This is a genomic window from Salinibaculum rarum, assembly GCF_030505615.1.
GTDB lineage: Archaea > Halobacteriota > Halobacteria > Halobacteriales > Haloarculaceae > Salinibaculum > Salinibaculum rarum.
The window spans coordinates 1,019,149-1,034,789 of record NZ_CP129992.1; the positions used below are offsets into that span (position 1 = coordinate 1,019,149).

Consider the following 15,641-nt stretch of genomic DNA (forward strand, 5'->3'; position numbering starts at 1 on the left):
GACACGCGCCGGTTATCAACCCATGGGTTTCGTGGTAACGTGGCTCATTAGTAGTCGGCACGTCCAGGGTGAGTATGGACGTTGCACTCATCTCGGATACGCACATCCCCTCCCGCGCACAGCAGGTTCCTGACACGTTCCGCGAGCGCATCGAACAGGCAGACCACGTCATCCACGCCGGTGACTTCGACTCGAAGGGCGCGTTCGCAGACATCGACGCGCTGGCCCCACAACTCACTGCAGTCGCCGGGAACATGGACCCGCGAATCGGCCTTTCGGCTGTCGCAACCACCGAACTCGGCGGCGTCGAGTTCATCGTCACGCACGGCACTGGCTCGTCTCGCGGGTACGAACGACGGGTCGCCACCACCGTCGGCGAGTACGCCGAGACGGACACCGCAGTCGGCGTCTCCGGGCACACCCACGAGGTACTCGACACGACTCACGACGGCGTGCGTCTGCTGAACCCCGGCAGCGCGACCGGCGCGCAACCGGCCATTCGGGCGACGATGATGACGGCAACCGTGGCGGAGGGGACCATCGACGTCGCGGTCCACGAGGCGTAGGCTCCGGTTCCGGGCCGCTTTTACTCCCGCACTGCCCAGCACGGGTATGGACGTGTTCGCCGTCGAGGGACTGCCGGAGGTGCAGCCGGGTGACGACGTGGCCGCACTCGTTGACGAGCAGGTCGACCTCCGCCCGGACGACGTGGTCTGTGTCGCCAGTACCATCGTCTCGAAGGCGGAGGGTCGGCAGGCCGACCTCGACGACTACGAGGCCGGCGAGCGTGCCCGCTCGATCGCCGAGCGGGTCGGTGCCGCCGCCGACGAGGAGAAAGACCCACGCTTTGCGCAGGCGGTCATCGACGCCAGCGAGGAACTGCTCATCGACTTCCCCATCATGCTCGCGGTGACGCCGTTCGGTCACATCACCGTCAACGCGGGCATCGACCGCTCGAACATCCCCGACGCCGACCTGCTCCTGTTGCCGGAGGACCCGGGAGCGAGTGCACAGGCGCTCCATGACCGACTGGACGCCCGCGTCGTCGTCACCGACACCTCCGGCCGGCCGTTCCGCTACGGACAGCGCGGCGTCGCCCTCGGCTGGGCCGGCCTCCCTGCCGCCCGCGACTGGCGCGGCGAACACGACCGGGAGGGCAAGGAACTCACCGCGACGGTTCAGGCCGTCGTGGACGAACTCGCCGCCGCTGCGAACCTCGTCACCGGTGAGGGCGACGGTGGCACTCCCGTCGCCGTCGTCCGTGACTGGGAGTTTGGCGCCCACGAGGGCAGCGACGACCTGTTTCGCAAACCGGAAGACGACATCGTCCGGCGCGCGCTCACCGCCTGGGAGGACACAGCATGATTGGACTCGAACTCACCCCCGAACACCCCGTCTCGGAACTCTCGGCGCTTGCGGTCCGGGCCGAAGAGGCGGGCTTCGATACGGTCTTTGCTAGTCATCACTACAACAACCGCGACGAGTTCGTCGCGCTCGCGGACATCGCCCGCGCCACCGACGAGGTACGCCTCGGCCCGGGTATCACGAACCCCTACGAGACCCACCCCGTGACACTGGCGTCACGGGCGGCGACGCTCGACGAACTCGCTGACGGTCGGGGCGTCTTCGGCGTCGGCGCCGGTGACCGCTCGACGCTCTCGAATCTCGGCTACGACGACGAGCGCCCGCTCCGACGCGTCCTCGAGACAATGCAGGTCGCGCGTCGTCTCTGGGACGGCGAGCGCGTCGACCACGACGGCACCTTCCGTGCCGACGACGCCGGCCTGAACTACGACGCCCGCCGGCTTCCGGTCTACGTCGGCGCGCAGGGCCCGGACATGACCCGGATGGCCGCCAAGTACGCCGACGGCGTCCTCTTTAACGGCTCGCATCCCCGCGACATCGAGTGGGCCAGCGACCGGGTCGCGGAGGGACTCGATGCCCGTCCCGACCACCGGGGTGAGTTCGACTTTGCCGCCTACGCAAGCGTCAGCGTCGCCGAGGACGCCGACGACGCACGCGAGGCCGCACGTCCACCGGTCGCCTTCATCGCCGGGAGCGCGCCGCCGCCGGTTCTTGACCGCCACGACCTCGACCACGAGCGGGCCAGTGACATCGGCGAGGCAATCGCTAGCGGGGAGTTCAACGAGGCGTTTGGACTGGTCACGCCAGCGATGATAGATGCATTCTGTATCGCTGGCACACCTGAAACAGTCGAGTCGAGGGTAAAAGCAGTGATGGACGCGGCCGACAGCGTCGTCATCGGGTCGCCGCTGGGGCCGGACTTAGAGACCGCTATTGACCTGGCTGGCGAGGCTGTCCGCCGGGCTCTGGCGTGAACAGGTCAGCGATAGAGCCAAGCGTCAGCAGCGTGAAATAGCCCACAGACAGGACGACGAAGGCGCTGCCGAAGACGAGCATGAGTGCACCGAGTGGGTCGTGCATCGCCACGTCGACGAACTTGCCAGGCATGTCCAGAATGCTCTGGAACAACTCTCTGATGAACATATCCGGGTGTTTTGCCCCGTGGTACTTGTGTGCTTCTATACAGTCGACATTCCAGTGGCGCCGCTCCGACATCGCTAAGGGTCGTGCGCCCGCTCGCTGTGGTATGGACGAGACCTCGCTCGACGACTTTCTCTCCGAGGACGACAGCGAGGAGCGTGCCACAGCCGACGGGGACGCGTCGGCTACAGACGCCACAGACACAGCGGACGCGACGAACGAGGCCGACACAGCAGATTCGGATGTAGAACGTGCAGACGACGAGCCACCGGAAGACGGCGACGCTGTCGAACCGGCACAGACGACCTCGAGATGGGACGCCGACGGTGTCGTCTGCACCGAGTGTGGTGACTCGACCGAGCGGGGCTGGGAATCACAGACTGGGCTGGTCTGTGCCGCGTGCAAAGAGTGGTAGTTCTCTCTGTCTTTGCGTCTCTCTGTCGTCCCTCGCTGGCACTGACCGAGACTGGGCCAGAATCCGGTGGGATATTCGACTCGCGTGCCCGTCTGCGCCGGGCGTAGCGGGGGCTCGCGGCCTGGGGTCCCGACAGTGTTTAATAGGTTGATTTCGTACGGCGAACTGTAATGTCGGAAGTCTGCTCGCTATCCAAGGCGAGTACACCACAAGTCCTCGGCTACAGCTTGCCAAGTGACCAGCGACGACTTGCGAGGGACCATGTCTGAGGTCTGCTCGACGTGCGGACTACCAGAGGAGCTTTGCGTTTGTGAGGACGTCGCCAAAGACTCTCAGGAAATCACTGTCCGCATCGACGAGCGTCGCTACGGGAAAGAGGTGACCATCATCGAGGGGTTCGACCCAAGCGATGTCGACATGGATAGTCTGTCGTCCGACTTGAAATCCAAGTTCGCCTGTGGCGGCACTGTCGGCGACGGACAGATCGAACTCCAGGGGAACCACACTGGCCGCGTCGAGGACTTCCTCCGGGACAAGGGCTTCAACGTCGCCTGACGACCTGGTCTGTTCTGTCGAGATAGCAGCAACGTAGCTCTGACTCTGTGACTCAATCGTGTCGCAAAGCTTTGTTGCTGTGGGGTGAGGTCGCGGTAGAGGCTCCGATAGCACCTGCGAGCGGTGCGAGGCGCGAGCAACGTGAGCGCCTCGGAAGTGCGAACGGGCGCAAAGTGCCCGTGAGCGCTTTACCGAGCGCGAGCGGCTTTTTCACTATGTTTTTTCGGCAAGCGGTGCGCCGCGAGCCGAAGGCTCGCGTGCGATACCCGTAGCCGAAAAAAGTAGTCTTAGAAGAACTGAAACAGGTCGTCCCGCTCTGCCTCGTGGAGGTGGTGTCGAACGGCCTCGGTAAGCGCCGAGATGTTCCCTCGTTTGGCGCTGATGGGTGCGATGGTGTCTTGCCACTGTTTCCACGGTGGGACGAGGCCGAGGCGGTCACAGATTGCATCGAGGCGCTCGTCTTCGTCGTCGACTTTGTCCATCTTGTTGACGGCCACGACGGGTGGAATCCCCACGTCTCTGAGGAAGTGAAACAGTTCGACGTCGTGTGGGATCTCGTCGGGCCCGGAGTGGCGGTCGATGATGTCGACGGCGGCTTTCCCATCGAGGACGAGCACGCCGGCGAGAATCTCGTCGGCGTGGGCCTCGACGTACTGCACCACGTCGGTCTTGATTTGCTCGCGGGCTTCCTCGGGGACGCCTTTCATGAAGCCAAAGCCGGGGAGGTCAGTGAGGACGAAGTCGGGGCCGGTCCAGTCGTAGTGGTTGGGCTGGCGAGTCACGCCGGGGCGCTGGCCGGTGTCGAAGGTGTGGCCGGTCAACTCCCGCATCAGCGTGGACTTGCCGACGTTTGACCGCCCCAGGAGGACGACCTCGCTCCCTCGGTCCGGTCGTGTGTCGAACATACACCGGATTGACCGCCGACGGCGAAAACCTCCGCGGTTTGGCTCCTCTCCAGTGTGGCACCCGCTCAGGACCCGTCGCCGTGTTTACGGTACCAGACTTTCTCGCCGACCGGCGAGTCGTCCGCGTCGAGGTCCAGCCGGCCGACAAACAGGTCCTGCACAGCCAGGGTGACGGTGAGGTCGACACTGTCTCCCTGTTGGGTTTCGACAGTGACCACGCAGTGGCCGTCCTGCTGGCGCAGGTTCTGGATGGTCCCGACGCTCCAGCGGTCGGTGTGGTGGCTCGGCTCGCGTGCGTGGATGCGGTCGTGGGTCATACCCCAACTACGGCAGAACGGAGTAAGCGTTTGTCCCTACTGACCGACTGACGCAAGCACTTTTGTCCCCGCCAGCCGAGCACGAAGACGTGCGACTCGTACAGGTCACCATCCCGTCGGGTAAACGCCAGACGATTCTCTCGACACTCGACGACGAGGGGGTCGATTACGTGGTCGCCGACGAGACCAGCGGCCGGGAGTACGCGGCCGTCGCGTACTTTCCGCTGCCGACCAACGCGGTCGAGCCGATACTGGAGTCGCTTCGGGACGCCGGACTGGGCGACGACGCGTTCACGGTCGTCGTCGAGGCCAACACGGTCGTCTCACGACGCTTCGAGGAGCTCCAAGAGCGGTACGCCGAGGAGGAAGACGAGGGACGTATCGCGCGCGAGGAACTGACCGCGTCTGCGAGTGACCTCGCACCGACACTCGAGGTCTACGTCGTCATGACCGTGGTGAGTGCCTTGATTGCGACGGCTGGACTCTTGCTCGACTCCCCGGCTGTCGTCGTCGGGTCGATGGTCATCGCACCGCTGGTCGGGCCGGCGATGGCCGCCAGCGTCGGGACGGTCGTTAACGACCACGACCTCTTTTCGCGGGGCGTTCGCCTCCAGATTGGCGGGCTCGTGCTGGCGATTGTCACCGCGGCGCTGTTTGCACTCGTCGTCCGGTACAGCAACCTGATTCCGCCGCTGGCGGACGTGACGACCATCCCGGAGATACGCGAGCGCATCGCGCCGGACTTTCTGTCGCTGGTCGTCGCTGTCGGTGCCGGTGTCGCTGGTGTCGTGAGTCTCACTTCCGGCGTGTCCACCGCGCTCGTGGGCGTGATGATTGCCGTGGCGCTGATCCCGCCGGCGGCGACGGTCGGCATCGGACTCGCGTGGGGCGCACCGCTCGTGGCGGTCGGGTCGGGCGTTCTGTTGCTCGTGAACGTCCTCTCTATCAACCTCGCGGCGCTGGTCGTGCTCTGGTACAGCGGCTACCGTCCCGAACACTGGTTTCGTGAGGGAGACGCACGGCAGGCGACTATCAAGCGCATCGCGACGCTTGCCGTCGCCATCGTCGTCCTGTCGGCGTTTCTCGGCGGTGTCACCTACGACTCCTACACGCAGGCGACGACGACCGAACAGATAACAGCGGATGCCGAGGCCGCTGTCGCCGTGGCAAACGAGGACACAGCGTTCGAAATGACTGTCCTCGACGTGGAGGTCCAACATACCAACACGGCGCTGTTCCAGGAACCACAACGAGTCATCGTCACTATCGGTATCCCGCCCGGCCAGTCCATGTCCGGGTTGTCGCCCGAAATCGACGCCCGCGTCGAGCGGACGACGGGACAGAGTATCGTGACTGAGGTCCGGTACGTCACGACCGAGACTGCCTAGCGAACAGACGGCACGTATCGGCGACGAAACAGGTGTGCCGTGCTATCGCGACCCTGTCCCGTCTGACTGGTCAGGACACGCGCGTGGCTGGTCGCTCGATTCCGGATAAATGTTCGTACGGCGGGTGCCGATTCGGCCGGACAACTACTCGTCGAAGGGAAACTCCGGTTCGTAGCCGACTGCGTCGATGGCGGCGGCAAGCACTGCCTCGACGTTTTCCGATTCGGTGACGCTCATGTAGTGGTCGGCCTCGACCTCGCGTGAGCGGTCTGCCTTGTTGCAAATCGTCAGGACGGGAGCCGAAAACCGACCAGAGATGTCGTCGCGCAGTTCCAGTTGGTCAGCGAGCGGGTAGCCACACTCGCCGCTGGCGTCGACCAGCACGAGCACGGCGTCGGCGGCGTGTTCGAGTGCGCTGACGGCCTGTGACTCGATTTCGTTGCGGTCCTCCGGTGGTCTGTCGAGCAGCCCCGGCGTGTCCACGAGCTGATAGCGGATGTGGTCGCGCTCGACGTGACCGACGTGGATTTCCGTGGTCGTGAAGGGGTAGCTTGCCGTCTCGTTGCTGGCGCGGGTGACGGTGTTGACGAAGGTTGACTTCCCGACGTTGGGATAGCCCGCGACGACGATTGTGGGTTCGTCCGGGCGGATGTCTGGCAGTTTTCGCAACTCTTCGCGCGCCTCTTTGAGCGCGTCGATGTCGGACTCGACTTCCTCGACGACGTCGGCCAGTCGGGCAAACGCCTGCTTGCGGAGTTTGCGCGCGGTGTCGACGTCGCCCTGCAGGCGACTCTCGTACTCTTTGCGGATGTCGGTCGCCTTCCGGCTGGCCCACATCAGTTCGTTGAGGTGCTGGCGCATCTCGCCGACCTCGCTGAGGGCGTCGGCGAGTTCGTAGTAGAAGGGGTCGAGTTCGGCAAAGTCCGGCCATCCGGTGACGACGTTTTCCAGGTTGTCCGAGACGATATTGGCGGCGGTCATCAGCATCGACTGCTGGGCCTCGAACCCGGATTTGGCGCGGCCGGCGCGGGAGGCTCGGGAGAAGGCCTTGTCGACGAGCTCGTCGGCAGTGAGCATCGTCGGGAGGTCCTCGAACGGCTGACTCATTGCACCCGAGTAAACGGCCAGGGGGTAAAAGGGCGTTCGTTACAGTTCGCGGCGGGCCAACACTGTCTTGCTGCTTGGCGGGCAACGAACTGTATGACCAACTGGCGTGCCGTCCTGCTTGGCTTTCTCGTCGGTATCGTCGCCGGACTGTTCGCGTTTGCCCTCCCCGTCATCGGTCACGTCGGCGCCGGACTGATTGCCGGCTTCGCGGCGGGCATCCTCGCGGGCGGTGGCCTCCTCAGCGGCGCGTGGCACGGACTGCTGGCTGGGGCACTCGACGGACTCGCACTCGCGGTCATCGTTGGACTGTTCGGCGCAACGCTTGGGCTCGCTGCCGGCGGTCCCGTCGGCGGACTGCTCGGCGGTGCCAGCGTCTTCGTCGTCGGCGTCGTCATCGCCTTCGTCTTCGCCCTCGACAGCGCAGTCGGGGGCGCCGTCGGTGGTTTCTTCGGCTAAACCGCTCTACCGTCGCTCTGCCAACTCCGCCCGCAAATCTGCCACATCCATGTCTTTCATCGCGAGCAAGACCAGCATGTGATAGACGATGTCGGCTGACTCGTGTGCGATTTCCTCGTGGTCGTCGTCTTTCGCCGCCAGCAGGAGTTCGGTGGTCTCCTCGCCTAACTTCTCGAGCACGGCGTTTTCCCCCTTCTCGTGGGTGAAAAGAGACGCTGTGTAGGAGTCCTCCGGAAGCGTCTCCTTGCGGTCTTGGATGACGGCGAAGAGTTCGTCGAGAATCTCGTCGGTGTCGCTCATTGCCGAATCTGTCGGCGGGGGTGGGTTTGTGTCTGTCGCTACTGCCGGCTCACTCCTCGACTGCCAGCGTCTCGAAGAAGGCCAGGTCGTGAATCCGGGAGTCCTCGGTCAACTCCGGGTGAAAGGATGTACCCACGACCGGCCCCTGTTGGACTGCGACCGGTCGGTCGTCGACAGACGCCAGCACCTCGACGTCGTCGTCGACAGAGTCGATGACCGGTGCGCGGATGAACACGGCTGGGAAGGGGTCCTCGAAGCCGTCGACCTCGAGCAAGGCCTCGAAGCTGTCTTTCTGCCGGCCGAAGGCGTTGCGCTCGACGGTCACGTCGAGGACGTTCAGCGTCTCCACGCGGTCGTCGTGGGCGTCCATGCTGGCGACGATAAGCCCCGCGCAGGTCGCGAGCATCGGCTTGCCAGCCTCGACGTGGGCGATGACCTCCTCGGCCATCCCCGTCCGCTGGAGGAGCCGCGAGATTGTCGTCGATTCGCCACCGGGGACCAACAGGACGTCACAGTCCGGAATCACGCCCGACTCGCGGATTTCGAGTACCTCACTGTCCTGGCCGTGTGCGCGCGCTGCCCGTTCGATGGCCGTCGCGTGTTCGCTGACGTCCCCCTGAACCGCGACGACACCCGCCGTTAGCGTCATGCTCTCTTCTGAGTGATTGACGGCGAAAAAGGCCTCGTTGTCGCAGTCCTAGTCGTCGGCCGCCGCTGGCTCCTCGCTGTCGGCCTCGACCTCGGCAGTCGGTGTCTCGGTGTCTGTCGCCGGCGGTGCTGTGTACATGATACCGCGGCTCGCACTGTAGCGGGTCATTACCCTGTGTGAGACTGTTTCACTACTTAAACGTCTCCACTAGGGTATATAATGAACCTTAATGATAAGTCCGGTATTGGCAAGCCGGCCGGAGACGGCAGCAGAGGCCGCGGGCAAAGCGTTAGGTGCGACGCGGCCAACGTATCAAGCAATGAGTGGCAGACGGGACCCGGTTCAGCAGCGCGACGACGGGTCCATGGAGTTACAGGACGTCGTGACCTGGCGGCCGGCGTCGCTGTCCGACCGGGTCATCTACCGTCTCTATCGGGCATCGCGCATCGCCGCACGCATCGCACTCGTCGTCCTCGCCGTGCTCATCCTCGCTACCCAGTTTGCACTCGGTGGTCTCGGCGCGCTCACCGACCCGCTTGTCGGGGCGTTCGTGGTCCTCTCTGCGGTGCCGGCGCTGGTGCTCGCCGCGTACATCTGGTACGCCGACGTGACGACCAGAGAGTCGCTTCGCTTGCTCGTTGTCACGTTCGTCCTCGGATTCCTGTTTGCGGGCTTTGCCGGCGTGCTCAACGTCGCCGTCGCCGAGCAGGTCGTCCCGCTGTTGTTTGCCGTCAACCTCGATTACGAGATTGCGCTGGCTGCCCTCTTTCTGTTCGTCGTCGCGCCCATCGAGGAGTGCGTGAAACTGCTCGCCGTCTGGCTCTACGCGTACCGCAAACCCGCATTCAACGCCGTCGTTGTCGGTGCCGTCTACGGCGCGATGGCCGGCCTCGGCTTCGCGACCATCGAGAACGCCATCTACATCACCAGATACACCGACAGCGCCGCCGGATTCAGCACGACACTCGCCCAGGGCACGTCGATTGCGACCCAGCGTGCACTCGCCGGCCCCGGCCACGTCATCTACTCGGCGTTTGCCGGCTACTACCTCGGGCTGGCGAAGTTCAACCGCGAGTACGCCGTTCCAATCGTCATCAAGGGACTGCTCGCCGCCATCTTCATCCACGGTGGATACAACGTCCTCGTCTCACACGTTCCCGACGTCATCGCTGCGACGGTTGGCCTCTCGAATTTCGCCGCCGTGGTGGTGTTCATCATCGCCTACGACGGTCTCTTTGCCGTCCTGCTCGGCCGAAAACTCTCGAAGTATCGGGCGGTCTACGAACAGGTCCATACCGACCGCAGGGAGACGATCCAGAGCGAACTCACCGAGTTCGACCCCTGATTACTTCCCGACGACGTTCTCCACTGCCTCCTCGTCGACCAGGCTCTCGACGTACTTTGCGATGACGTCGACCTCCAGGTGTACGGGGTCGCCGACTGCCTTCTCCGAGAGCGTCGTCAGCCGGTAGGTCTCGGGGATGATAGCGACGGTAAACTCGTCGTCGTCGAGGTCGGCGACGGTCAGCGAGATGCCGTCGATGGTAATCGACCCCTTCGGCACGATGTACTGGTCCTGACTCGCCGGCACGGAGAACGTGTAGAACCAATCACCGTCGTACTCGCTTCGCTCGGACGACGAGGTTCCGCTCGCTTCGCTTGCGGAACCCTCTCCCACTTGTTCGATGTCGAGCACTTCAGCCGTGGTGTCGACGTGGCCCTGGACGACGTGGCCGTCGAAGCGCCCGTCGGCCGGCATCGCCCGTTCGAGGTTCAGTTCGTCGCCGACGCCCACCGTCCCGAGGTACGTCTTCGCGACGGTTTCGTCCGCGAGAAAGACGGCGAACCACTCCCCGTCGACGAACTCCTCGACGGTCAGACAGGCCCCGCTGACGCTGATGGACTGGCCGTCTTCGAGTCCCTCGAAGGTCGTACTGATTCGGAGGCGCCGCCCCCCGTCCTGGTCGTCGACTGCGAGTACCTCGCCGGTCTCCTCGACGATGCCCGTGAACATACCCTTCGTTTCGGGTCGAACCGGCCAAACGCTTTCGATGCGAGGGGCGACCTTTTGTGGGTGCCGGTGCTACGTCCGTCAATGTCGCGTGGCGTCATCGAGTTTCTCCAGTTTGCCGGCAGCGTCGTCTTCGCCGTCCCCGTCGGCTTCTTCGGGTTGCTCAAACTCGTCGAGGGGGACGCACTCGTCGGTGCTGGCTTCGTCTTCCTCTCGGTCGTGATGGTCCTCGGCCGGGAGTACGTTACGTCGCCGAAGGACCTGCCGGCGATGGCACTCCAGCGGGTCACCGGTCGCGTCGCGAAAGACCCCGACGAAGAGGAGTAGGCTATTCGCTGCCGGCGTCGCTGTCTTCCGATGGCTCGTCGGCGATGCCTGGCGCAGAGCGCTCCCGGTCGGCCCACTGGCCAGCCTCGGTCGCGGCGAGGTACTCATCGAGCAGCGTCGGGAAGTCCCGGCCCTGGAGGTATCGCAGACCGAAATCCTCCGCCCACTTGATGATGCCCTGGTCCTCGGTGACGACGCCGGCGTCGAGTTCCCGCGCGAGGATGAGCAAATCGAAGTCCTCGCGGGAATCGAGGATGCCCTGCCGGAGCGCGTCGCGGTACTCGTCGCGCAGATCCGAGACCACCCGGTCGACGTCGGTCATGTGTTCGTGGTCCTCGACGGTCTCACCCTGTTTCTGCTCGGTCTTCCGGACCGCCTTCTCGGAGACGCGCAGGCCGCGGTTGACCCGTTCGGACATCTCGTCGATGAACTCGTAGACCATCTCCGCGGGAATCATCACCTCGTAGTGGGCGGGACTTTTCGTGATGACCCAGGTGTTGAGACGCTGGATGACCGCGTCGTCGACGTCCCGGTCGGACAGCATGACCGTCAACTCCTCGTAGATAGAGGGGGGCATATAACAGGAGATGTTGTGTTCGAGTCGCGCCGCTGCGATGCGGTCCAGCAGTGTGAGACAGGCCTCCTCGACGGTCTCGTCCTCGGTTCGAATTTCGGGGGTCAGAAACAGCGACGTATCGAGGACGAACCGCTGCTTGAGCGGTGACTCGGCCATATCGGTGCTTGTGTGCCCGACGTGAAAGCTTCTCCGGCCTGGTACCTCACACCACGCTTTTGGCACTGACTGCCGGAGTATCCACCATGGACCGCAATTTGAGTACCGTCTTCGACGCGGACCACGACGACCTCGTCGAACACTTCGAGCGGGCGACCTACCGCGGCCGCGAGTACTTCTATCTCCCCGACGAGCGCCACGGCGTCGAGCGCGGGACCGTCGTCGCAGGTTGCGCCGTCGTTCGTGGTTTTCCCTCGATTCCCCGTGTCCTCGTCTTAGAGCCCGGCGTCCCCGATTTCTTCGACGGGCCGGTCACCGTCGAGGAGAAACTCAACGGATACAACGTCCGCATCGCGCGCGTCGACGGTGACGTGCTCGCGTTCACTCGCAGCGGCTACGTCTGTCCGTTCACGACGAGTCTGGCCGCCGACTACCCGCTCGATTCCTTTTTCGACGAGTACCCGGACACGGTCGTCTGTGGGGAACTCATCGGTCCGGAAAACCCCTACACGACCCACGACTACGCGGAGGTCGACGAGGCTGCCCTCCGGGTGTTCGACCTCCGCGACCGGGAGAGCGGCGAGCCGATGGCCGTCGAGCGCCGCCGCGAGCGCTGTGACGCCTACGACCTGTCGACAGTCCCGGCGTTTGGCACCCACGAACCGGACGCGGCCGTCGATGCAATCCGCGAGGCCATCGCGGACCTCGACGAGCAGGGCCGGGAGGGTGTCGTCGTCAAATCCGAGGATGGAGAACGCGCTCTCAAGTACACAACGTCGGCGATTCACCGTGCTGACCTCGCACACGCCTTCGACAAGCCCTTCGACTACGGCCAGCAGTTCATGTTCGCACGGGTCATCCGCGAGGCGTTCCAGTCCGTCGAGTTCGGCGAAGACGAGGCGACTGCCCGCGAGCGCGCCCGCGAGATGGGCGAATCGGTTCTGCTGCCTGCTATCGAGAGCATCCGCGCTGTCGAAGACGGTTCGACTATCGGTGACACCCACACCGTTCGCGGCGACCCCGCGACGATAGAGTCGCTCCTGAACCGGTTTCGAGCCGTCGGACTCCACCTCGACATCGAGGAAGACACTTACGAAGACGACGAGCGTGTCGTCCGGTTCACGAAGGTGGCAGACGCCAGCCGGGACAAAATCAACCACCTTCTCTCAGGTGGGACTATCGACGAGTGACCGGAACGGTCAGTCTGCCTGCGCGGGCATCGGTTCTTCGGCTTCGGCGAGCAACTCGTCGAGGTCGGACCCGGTCGGTTCGTTGTTCAGGAGGACGTCGACCGGCAGCGTCGGTGCGCCGTCGACGAGGTTCTCCAGCAGAACGAGGCGTTCGCGGGCACGGCTCATCCCGACGTAGAACACGCGGCGTTCGTTGTCGGTGAGCGTGGGGACCGGCGAGGTGTGCTTGGTGAACTCCTCGTCGCCGGGGACGTGCTGGCCGTTCTGTTCGACGGTCGCGGCCATCTGCTCGACGACCTTCTCGGTGAGGTCGGTGGCGACGAAGACGTGGTCGGCCTCGCGACCCTTCGCGGAGTGGATGGTGCCGACGCGAACGCGGTCCGTCTCGAGTCCACGGTAGTCGCCGGTGAAGTAGGCGCCGACGGTCCGCTCCTGGAAGTTGGTGACTTTCCGGAGCATGTCCGCGGCAGAGCGGGGGTCCGGCACGAAGGGTGCGTACTCCCGGATGACCTCGGCTTCGATTTCGAGATTGACGATGTCCTCGACGTCGCTTGCCTCCTCGCGCTCGTCGAGTTCGTCGAAGAGGTCGTCACGCTCGCCGGTCCCGAAGGCGGAATCTGCGAGCATGTCAGCGAGACGGCGAGCCTGCAGGCCGTCGACCGGTTCGTCGGCGTCCAGTGCCTCGATTGCCTCGACGTACTGCTGGAGTCGGTCGGTCCACATCCGCTGGTCGGTCAGACACTGGAAGGGAATCCCTTCGCCGATGAACTCGTCGATGAACTGGAACATCTGGTAGCGCGCCCGGAACAGCACCATCACGGTGTCGTCCTCGGTTTCCGCTATCGTACCGCGGACGTTCCGAACCACGTCGAGCATCGAGGGGTGGTCGACAGCCTCGACACTTCCTCCTTCCTTGCGGGGTTCGAGGTCCTTGTCCTGTCGTTTCTCGATGTGTGACACCTCGCGGTTGACGACGTTGAGAATCCGCGAGGGCAGGCGATAGGAGTTGGGGAGGATGACGTCGTCGTCGACGTCCTCTTCGAGCAGGAGGTCCGGGTCGGCGCCCTGCCAGGCGTAGACGACCTGGTCGTCGTCACCGGCGATGAGGACCCGCTCCATGTGGGGTCGCCACTCGGCGTAGACCTGGTACTGCAGCGTCGTGATGTCCTGAAACTCGTCGATGACCAGGTAGTCGACGCTCGGGAGCAGGGAGCGTTGCTGGACCCGTTCGAGCATGTCCGCAAAGCCGACGAGGCCGTTGTCACCCTTGTAGCTGCGCCAGGCGCGAATCGCTTCGGGGATGTCCAGTCGGTCGTCGTCGCTGGGCCAGGTCGGGGTGTACTTGTTCCCCGTCTGGGCGTTCTCGTCGATGTCCGGTGGGAGGCGGACCTCCTCGTCGTCCCACTTGAACGGCACGTCGTACCAGTCGGCAACGTCGCGGGTGGTCCGCTGGAGCCACTGGCTGGTCGCGATGACCTTGTTGCCAAGCGTCGTCGAGCGCGCCGAGCGCCGGCGCGAGCCCTCGTACTCGTCTTCGTACTCGATGCCGAACTGGTCGCAAAAGTCCTCCTTGTCGCTTTCGCCGACCACGTCGCCCCGCGAGAGGTTCAGCAGGTCGTAGGCTTTCGCGTGCATCGTCGAGACGTTCCCGCGCAGGGCACGCGGTGTCATATCGAGCCGTTCGGCGAGGCGTTCGCGGATTTCCGCGGCGGCCGCGCGAGTGTACGAGACGACGAGGATGTCCCGCACGTCGATGTCGTCTTTCTCTTCGAGTAATTGCTCTACCCGGTCGAGCAGTGCCGTCGTCTTCCCGCTTCCCGGGCCACCAAACAGGCGGACGACCTGGGTGGTCGAGTCAGTCATTGCAACCATAGTGGGTCCGCTGGTTCATAAACGGCGCGACTTCGAACTCGCGTCGTTGACGGCCGGCGCGGGTGCTTTCACTATCGATACAGCGAGACGTACAGCATGCTAAATCCGATGATGAAGGGTATCGTCTCGGACATCTGGAAGAAGATGTTCACCAGCGGGGCCGTGCTCGTGCCAAACTGGGTGATGACGCTGCTGATTGCCACGCCCATACTGATGAAGGCAAAGCCGAGAAAGGCATATTGGAGTCGTGCTGTCTGGCGCTTCTGGTAGGCCTGGAAACTGATGAGCGTGATGCCGAGTGTCAGCCCGAACACTGCAAACCGCATGAGCACGAGCAGCCCCCTGGCCACCGGCACGACGTCGACCATCTGTTCACCGATGGTACACCAACTGCTATAATAAACGTGGCTACCTCACCTGCGCGGCGGTCACTCGGCGCGAAGGTCGTCCCACAGCTGACTGAACCGGTCTGGCAGGTTCTCCTCACGATAGATGCGGACGCGATACTCGTCGTCCTGCAAGGAGATGACCGTGCTCTCGAAGTTCGACTCGTAGACCTTGTAGTGGTTGCCGTCGTCGGCCACTAGCGTCTGTTCCGTGATGAGGTCGTACTCGGTGAGCATCTCGATGCGACGGTACACCGTCGGCAGCGACATGTCACACTCCTCGGCGAGTTCCTTGGCCGATTTCTGCTCGCGGCTGATTGCTGCGAGGACGTGTCGAGCGTGCTGGTCACCGATCGTGTCCAGAATCTCCTCGATGCTTCGGTCGTCCACTAGCGGGTAGTTACTGCCCCGGTGTATAAGGGTTTTCGAGCGACAATCGGCTCGTTTGGACGGCAGCGCCCGCTGCTCTGGGGGTTCTTTCAGCATCGGAAAACGCGCGCGGGGTATTATGTGTTCCCTTGCGAA

21 protein-coding genes are annotated in these 15,641 nt (G+C 64.0%); 10 read left to right on the forward strand and 11 right to left on the reverse strand.

From position 1 onward, the window contains the following. Nucleotides 1-74 precede the first annotated feature (74 nt). The 3 genes from QYL91_RS05535 to QYL91_RS05545 are packed head-to-tail and all read left to right on the forward strand — an operon-like array spanning nucleotide 75 to nucleotide 2,339. On the forward strand, nucleotides 75-566 hold the full coding sequence (locus tag QYL91_RS05535; RefSeq protein WP_302082384.1) for a metallophosphoesterase family protein: 492 nt from the start codon (nucleotides 75-77) through the stop codon (nucleotides 564-566). A gap of 46 nt (nucleotides 567-612) precedes the next feature. Continuing rightward, complete coding sequence (locus tag QYL91_RS05540) at nucleotides 613-1,365, forward strand: coenzyme F420-0:L-glutamate ligase (RefSeq protein WP_302082385.1); 753 nt, start codon at nucleotides 613-615, stop codon at nucleotides 1,363-1,365. Continuing rightward, nucleotides 1,362-2,339, forward strand: coding sequence for a 5,10-methylenetetrahydromethanopterin reductase (locus QYL91_RS05545; protein WP_302082386.1), 978 nt, complete (start codon nucleotides 1,362-1,364; stop codon nucleotides 2,337-2,339). The genes QYL91_RS05540 and QYL91_RS05545 overlap by 4 nt, the downstream gene beginning before the upstream one ends. On the opposite strand, the gene QYL91_RS05550 is transcribed toward QYL91_RS05545, so the two are convergent. After that, nucleotides 2,296-2,508 (reverse strand): DUF8024 family protein, encoded by a 213-nt coding sequence (locus QYL91_RS05550; RefSeq protein ID WP_302082387.1) that lies wholly within the window; start codon nucleotides 2,506-2,508, stop codon nucleotides 2,296-2,298. The two genes, QYL91_RS05545 and QYL91_RS05550, sit on opposite strands and share 44 nt — an antisense overlap. Nucleotides 2,509-2,611: 103 nt before the next feature. Here QYL91_RS05550 and QYL91_RS05555 point away from each other — a divergent pair, with 103 nt between their 5' ends. Both QYL91_RS05555 and yciH read left to right on the forward strand, forming a co-directional pair. Continuing rightward, nucleotides 2,612-2,920, forward strand: coding sequence for a DUF7573 domain-containing protein (locus QYL91_RS05555; protein ID WP_302082388.1), 309 nt, complete (start codon nucleotides 2,612-2,614; stop codon nucleotides 2,918-2,920). A gap of 261 nt (nucleotides 2,921-3,181) precedes the next feature. Then, complete coding sequence (gene yciH, locus QYL91_RS05560) at nucleotides 3,182-3,475, forward strand: stress response translation initiation inhibitor YciH (protein WP_302082389.1); 294 nt, start codon at nucleotides 3,182-3,184, stop codon at nucleotides 3,473-3,475. Nucleotides 3,476-3,762: 287 nt separating this feature from the next. Here the strand turns inward: yciH and engB are convergent, their stop codons facing one another. Continuing rightward, nucleotides 3,763-4,380 carry a GTP-binding protein EngB gene (gene engB, locus QYL91_RS05565; RefSeq protein ID WP_302082390.1) on the reverse strand — a complete coding sequence of 206 codons (618 nt, stop codon included), beginning with the start codon at nucleotides 4,378-4,380 and terminating at the stop codon, nucleotides 3,763-3,765. 65 nt (nucleotides 4,381-4,445) lie between these two features. Next, nucleotides 4,446-4,697, reverse strand: coding sequence for a DUF7861 family protein (locus QYL91_RS05570; RefSeq protein WP_302082391.1), 252 nt, complete (start codon nucleotides 4,695-4,697; stop codon nucleotides 4,446-4,448). An 89-nt stretch (nucleotides 4,698-4,786) separates the two neighbouring features. Here QYL91_RS05570 and QYL91_RS05575 point away from each other — a divergent pair, with 89 nt between their 5' ends. Beyond that, on the forward strand, nucleotides 4,787-6,085 hold the full coding sequence (locus QYL91_RS05575) for a TIGR00341 family protein (RefSeq protein ID WP_302082392.1): 1,299 nt from the start codon (nucleotides 4,787-4,789) through the stop codon (nucleotides 6,083-6,085). 144 nt (nucleotides 6,086-6,229) lie between these two features. Here the strand turns inward: QYL91_RS05575 and QYL91_RS05580 are convergent, their stop codons facing one another. Then, a complete protein-coding gene (locus tag QYL91_RS05580; protein WP_302082393.1) occupies nucleotides 6,230-7,192 on the reverse strand; it encodes an NOG1 family protein in 963 nt (320 codons plus the stop codon). A gap of 93 nt (nucleotides 7,193-7,285) precedes the next feature. Between QYL91_RS05580 and QYL91_RS05585 the strand changes: the two genes are divergently transcribed. After that, nucleotides 7,286-7,648 carry a DUF5518 domain-containing protein gene (locus tag QYL91_RS05585; protein WP_302082394.1) on the forward strand — a complete coding sequence of 121 codons (363 nt, stop codon included), beginning with the start codon at nucleotides 7,286-7,288 and terminating at the stop codon, nucleotides 7,646-7,648. 6 nt (nucleotides 7,649-7,654) lie between these two features. Here the strand turns inward: QYL91_RS05585 and hisE are convergent, their stop codons facing one another. Together hisE and pdxT are read right to left on the reverse strand one after the other, a co-directional pair. Then, a complete protein-coding gene (hisE, locus tag QYL91_RS05590; RefSeq protein WP_302082395.1) occupies nucleotides 7,655-7,948 on the reverse strand; it encodes a phosphoribosyl-ATP diphosphatase in 294 nt (97 codons plus the stop codon). Nucleotides 7,949-7,997: 49 nt separating this feature from the next. Continuing rightward, on the reverse strand, nucleotides 7,998-8,597 hold the full coding sequence (pdxT, locus tag QYL91_RS05595; RefSeq protein WP_302082396.1) for a pyridoxal 5'-phosphate synthase glutaminase subunit PdxT: 600 nt from the start codon (nucleotides 8,595-8,597) through the stop codon (nucleotides 7,998-8,000). A gap of 319 nt (nucleotides 8,598-8,916) precedes the next feature. Here pdxT and QYL91_RS05600 point away from each other — a divergent pair, with 319 nt between their 5' ends. After that, on the forward strand, nucleotides 8,917-9,942 hold the full coding sequence (locus QYL91_RS05600; protein ID WP_302082397.1) for a PrsW family intramembrane metalloprotease: 1,026 nt from the start codon (nucleotides 8,917-8,919) through the stop codon (nucleotides 9,940-9,942). Here QYL91_RS05600 and QYL91_RS05605 read toward each other — a convergent pair whose 3' ends face one another. Next, nucleotides 9,943-10,611 (reverse strand): riboflavin synthase, encoded by a 669-nt coding sequence (locus tag QYL91_RS05605; protein ID WP_302082398.1) that lies wholly within the window; start codon nucleotides 10,609-10,611, stop codon nucleotides 9,943-9,945. 81 nt (nucleotides 10,612-10,692) lie between these two features. On the opposite strand from QYL91_RS05605, the gene QYL91_RS05610 reads away from it, so the two are divergent. Further along, complete coding sequence (locus QYL91_RS05610) at nucleotides 10,693-10,935, forward strand: DUF7533 family protein (RefSeq protein WP_302082399.1); 243 nt, start codon at nucleotides 10,693-10,695, stop codon at nucleotides 10,933-10,935. A 1-nt stretch (nucleotide 10,936) separates the two neighbouring features. On the opposite strand, the gene QYL91_RS05615 is transcribed toward QYL91_RS05610, so the two are convergent. Continuing rightward, the gene (locus tag QYL91_RS05615; RefSeq protein ID WP_302082400.1) at nucleotides 10,937-11,668 is read right to left on the reverse strand and encodes an RNA ligase partner protein; all 732 of its coding nucleotides are present in this window, start codon (nucleotides 11,666-11,668) and stop codon (nucleotides 10,937-10,939) included. An 86-nt stretch (nucleotides 11,669-11,754) separates the two neighbouring features. On the opposite strand from QYL91_RS05615, the gene QYL91_RS05620 reads away from it, so the two are divergent. Next, complete coding sequence (locus tag QYL91_RS05620) at nucleotides 11,755-12,858, forward strand: RNA ligase (RefSeq protein WP_302082401.1); 1,104 nt, start codon at nucleotides 11,755-11,757, stop codon at nucleotides 12,856-12,858. Between the two features lie 9 nt (nucleotides 12,859-12,867). Here the strand turns inward: QYL91_RS05620 and QYL91_RS05625 are convergent, their stop codons facing one another. From QYL91_RS05625 to QYL91_RS05635, 3 genes are all read right to left on the reverse strand, one after another. Further along, on the reverse strand, nucleotides 12,868-14,721 hold the full coding sequence (locus tag QYL91_RS05625) for a UvrD-helicase domain-containing protein (protein ID WP_302082402.1): 1,854 nt from the start codon (nucleotides 14,719-14,721) through the stop codon (nucleotides 12,868-12,870). Between the two features lie 80 nt (nucleotides 14,722-14,801). Next, a complete protein-coding gene (locus QYL91_RS05630; protein WP_302082403.1) occupies nucleotides 14,802-15,098 on the reverse strand; it encodes a DUF7521 family protein in 297 nt (98 codons plus the stop codon). Nucleotides 15,099-15,158: 60 nt separating this feature from the next. Next, a complete protein-coding gene (locus QYL91_RS05635) occupies nucleotides 15,159-15,506 on the reverse strand; it encodes an ArsR/SmtB family transcription factor (protein WP_302082404.1) in 348 nt (115 codons plus the stop codon). Nucleotides 15,507-15,641 lie beyond the last annotated feature (135 nt).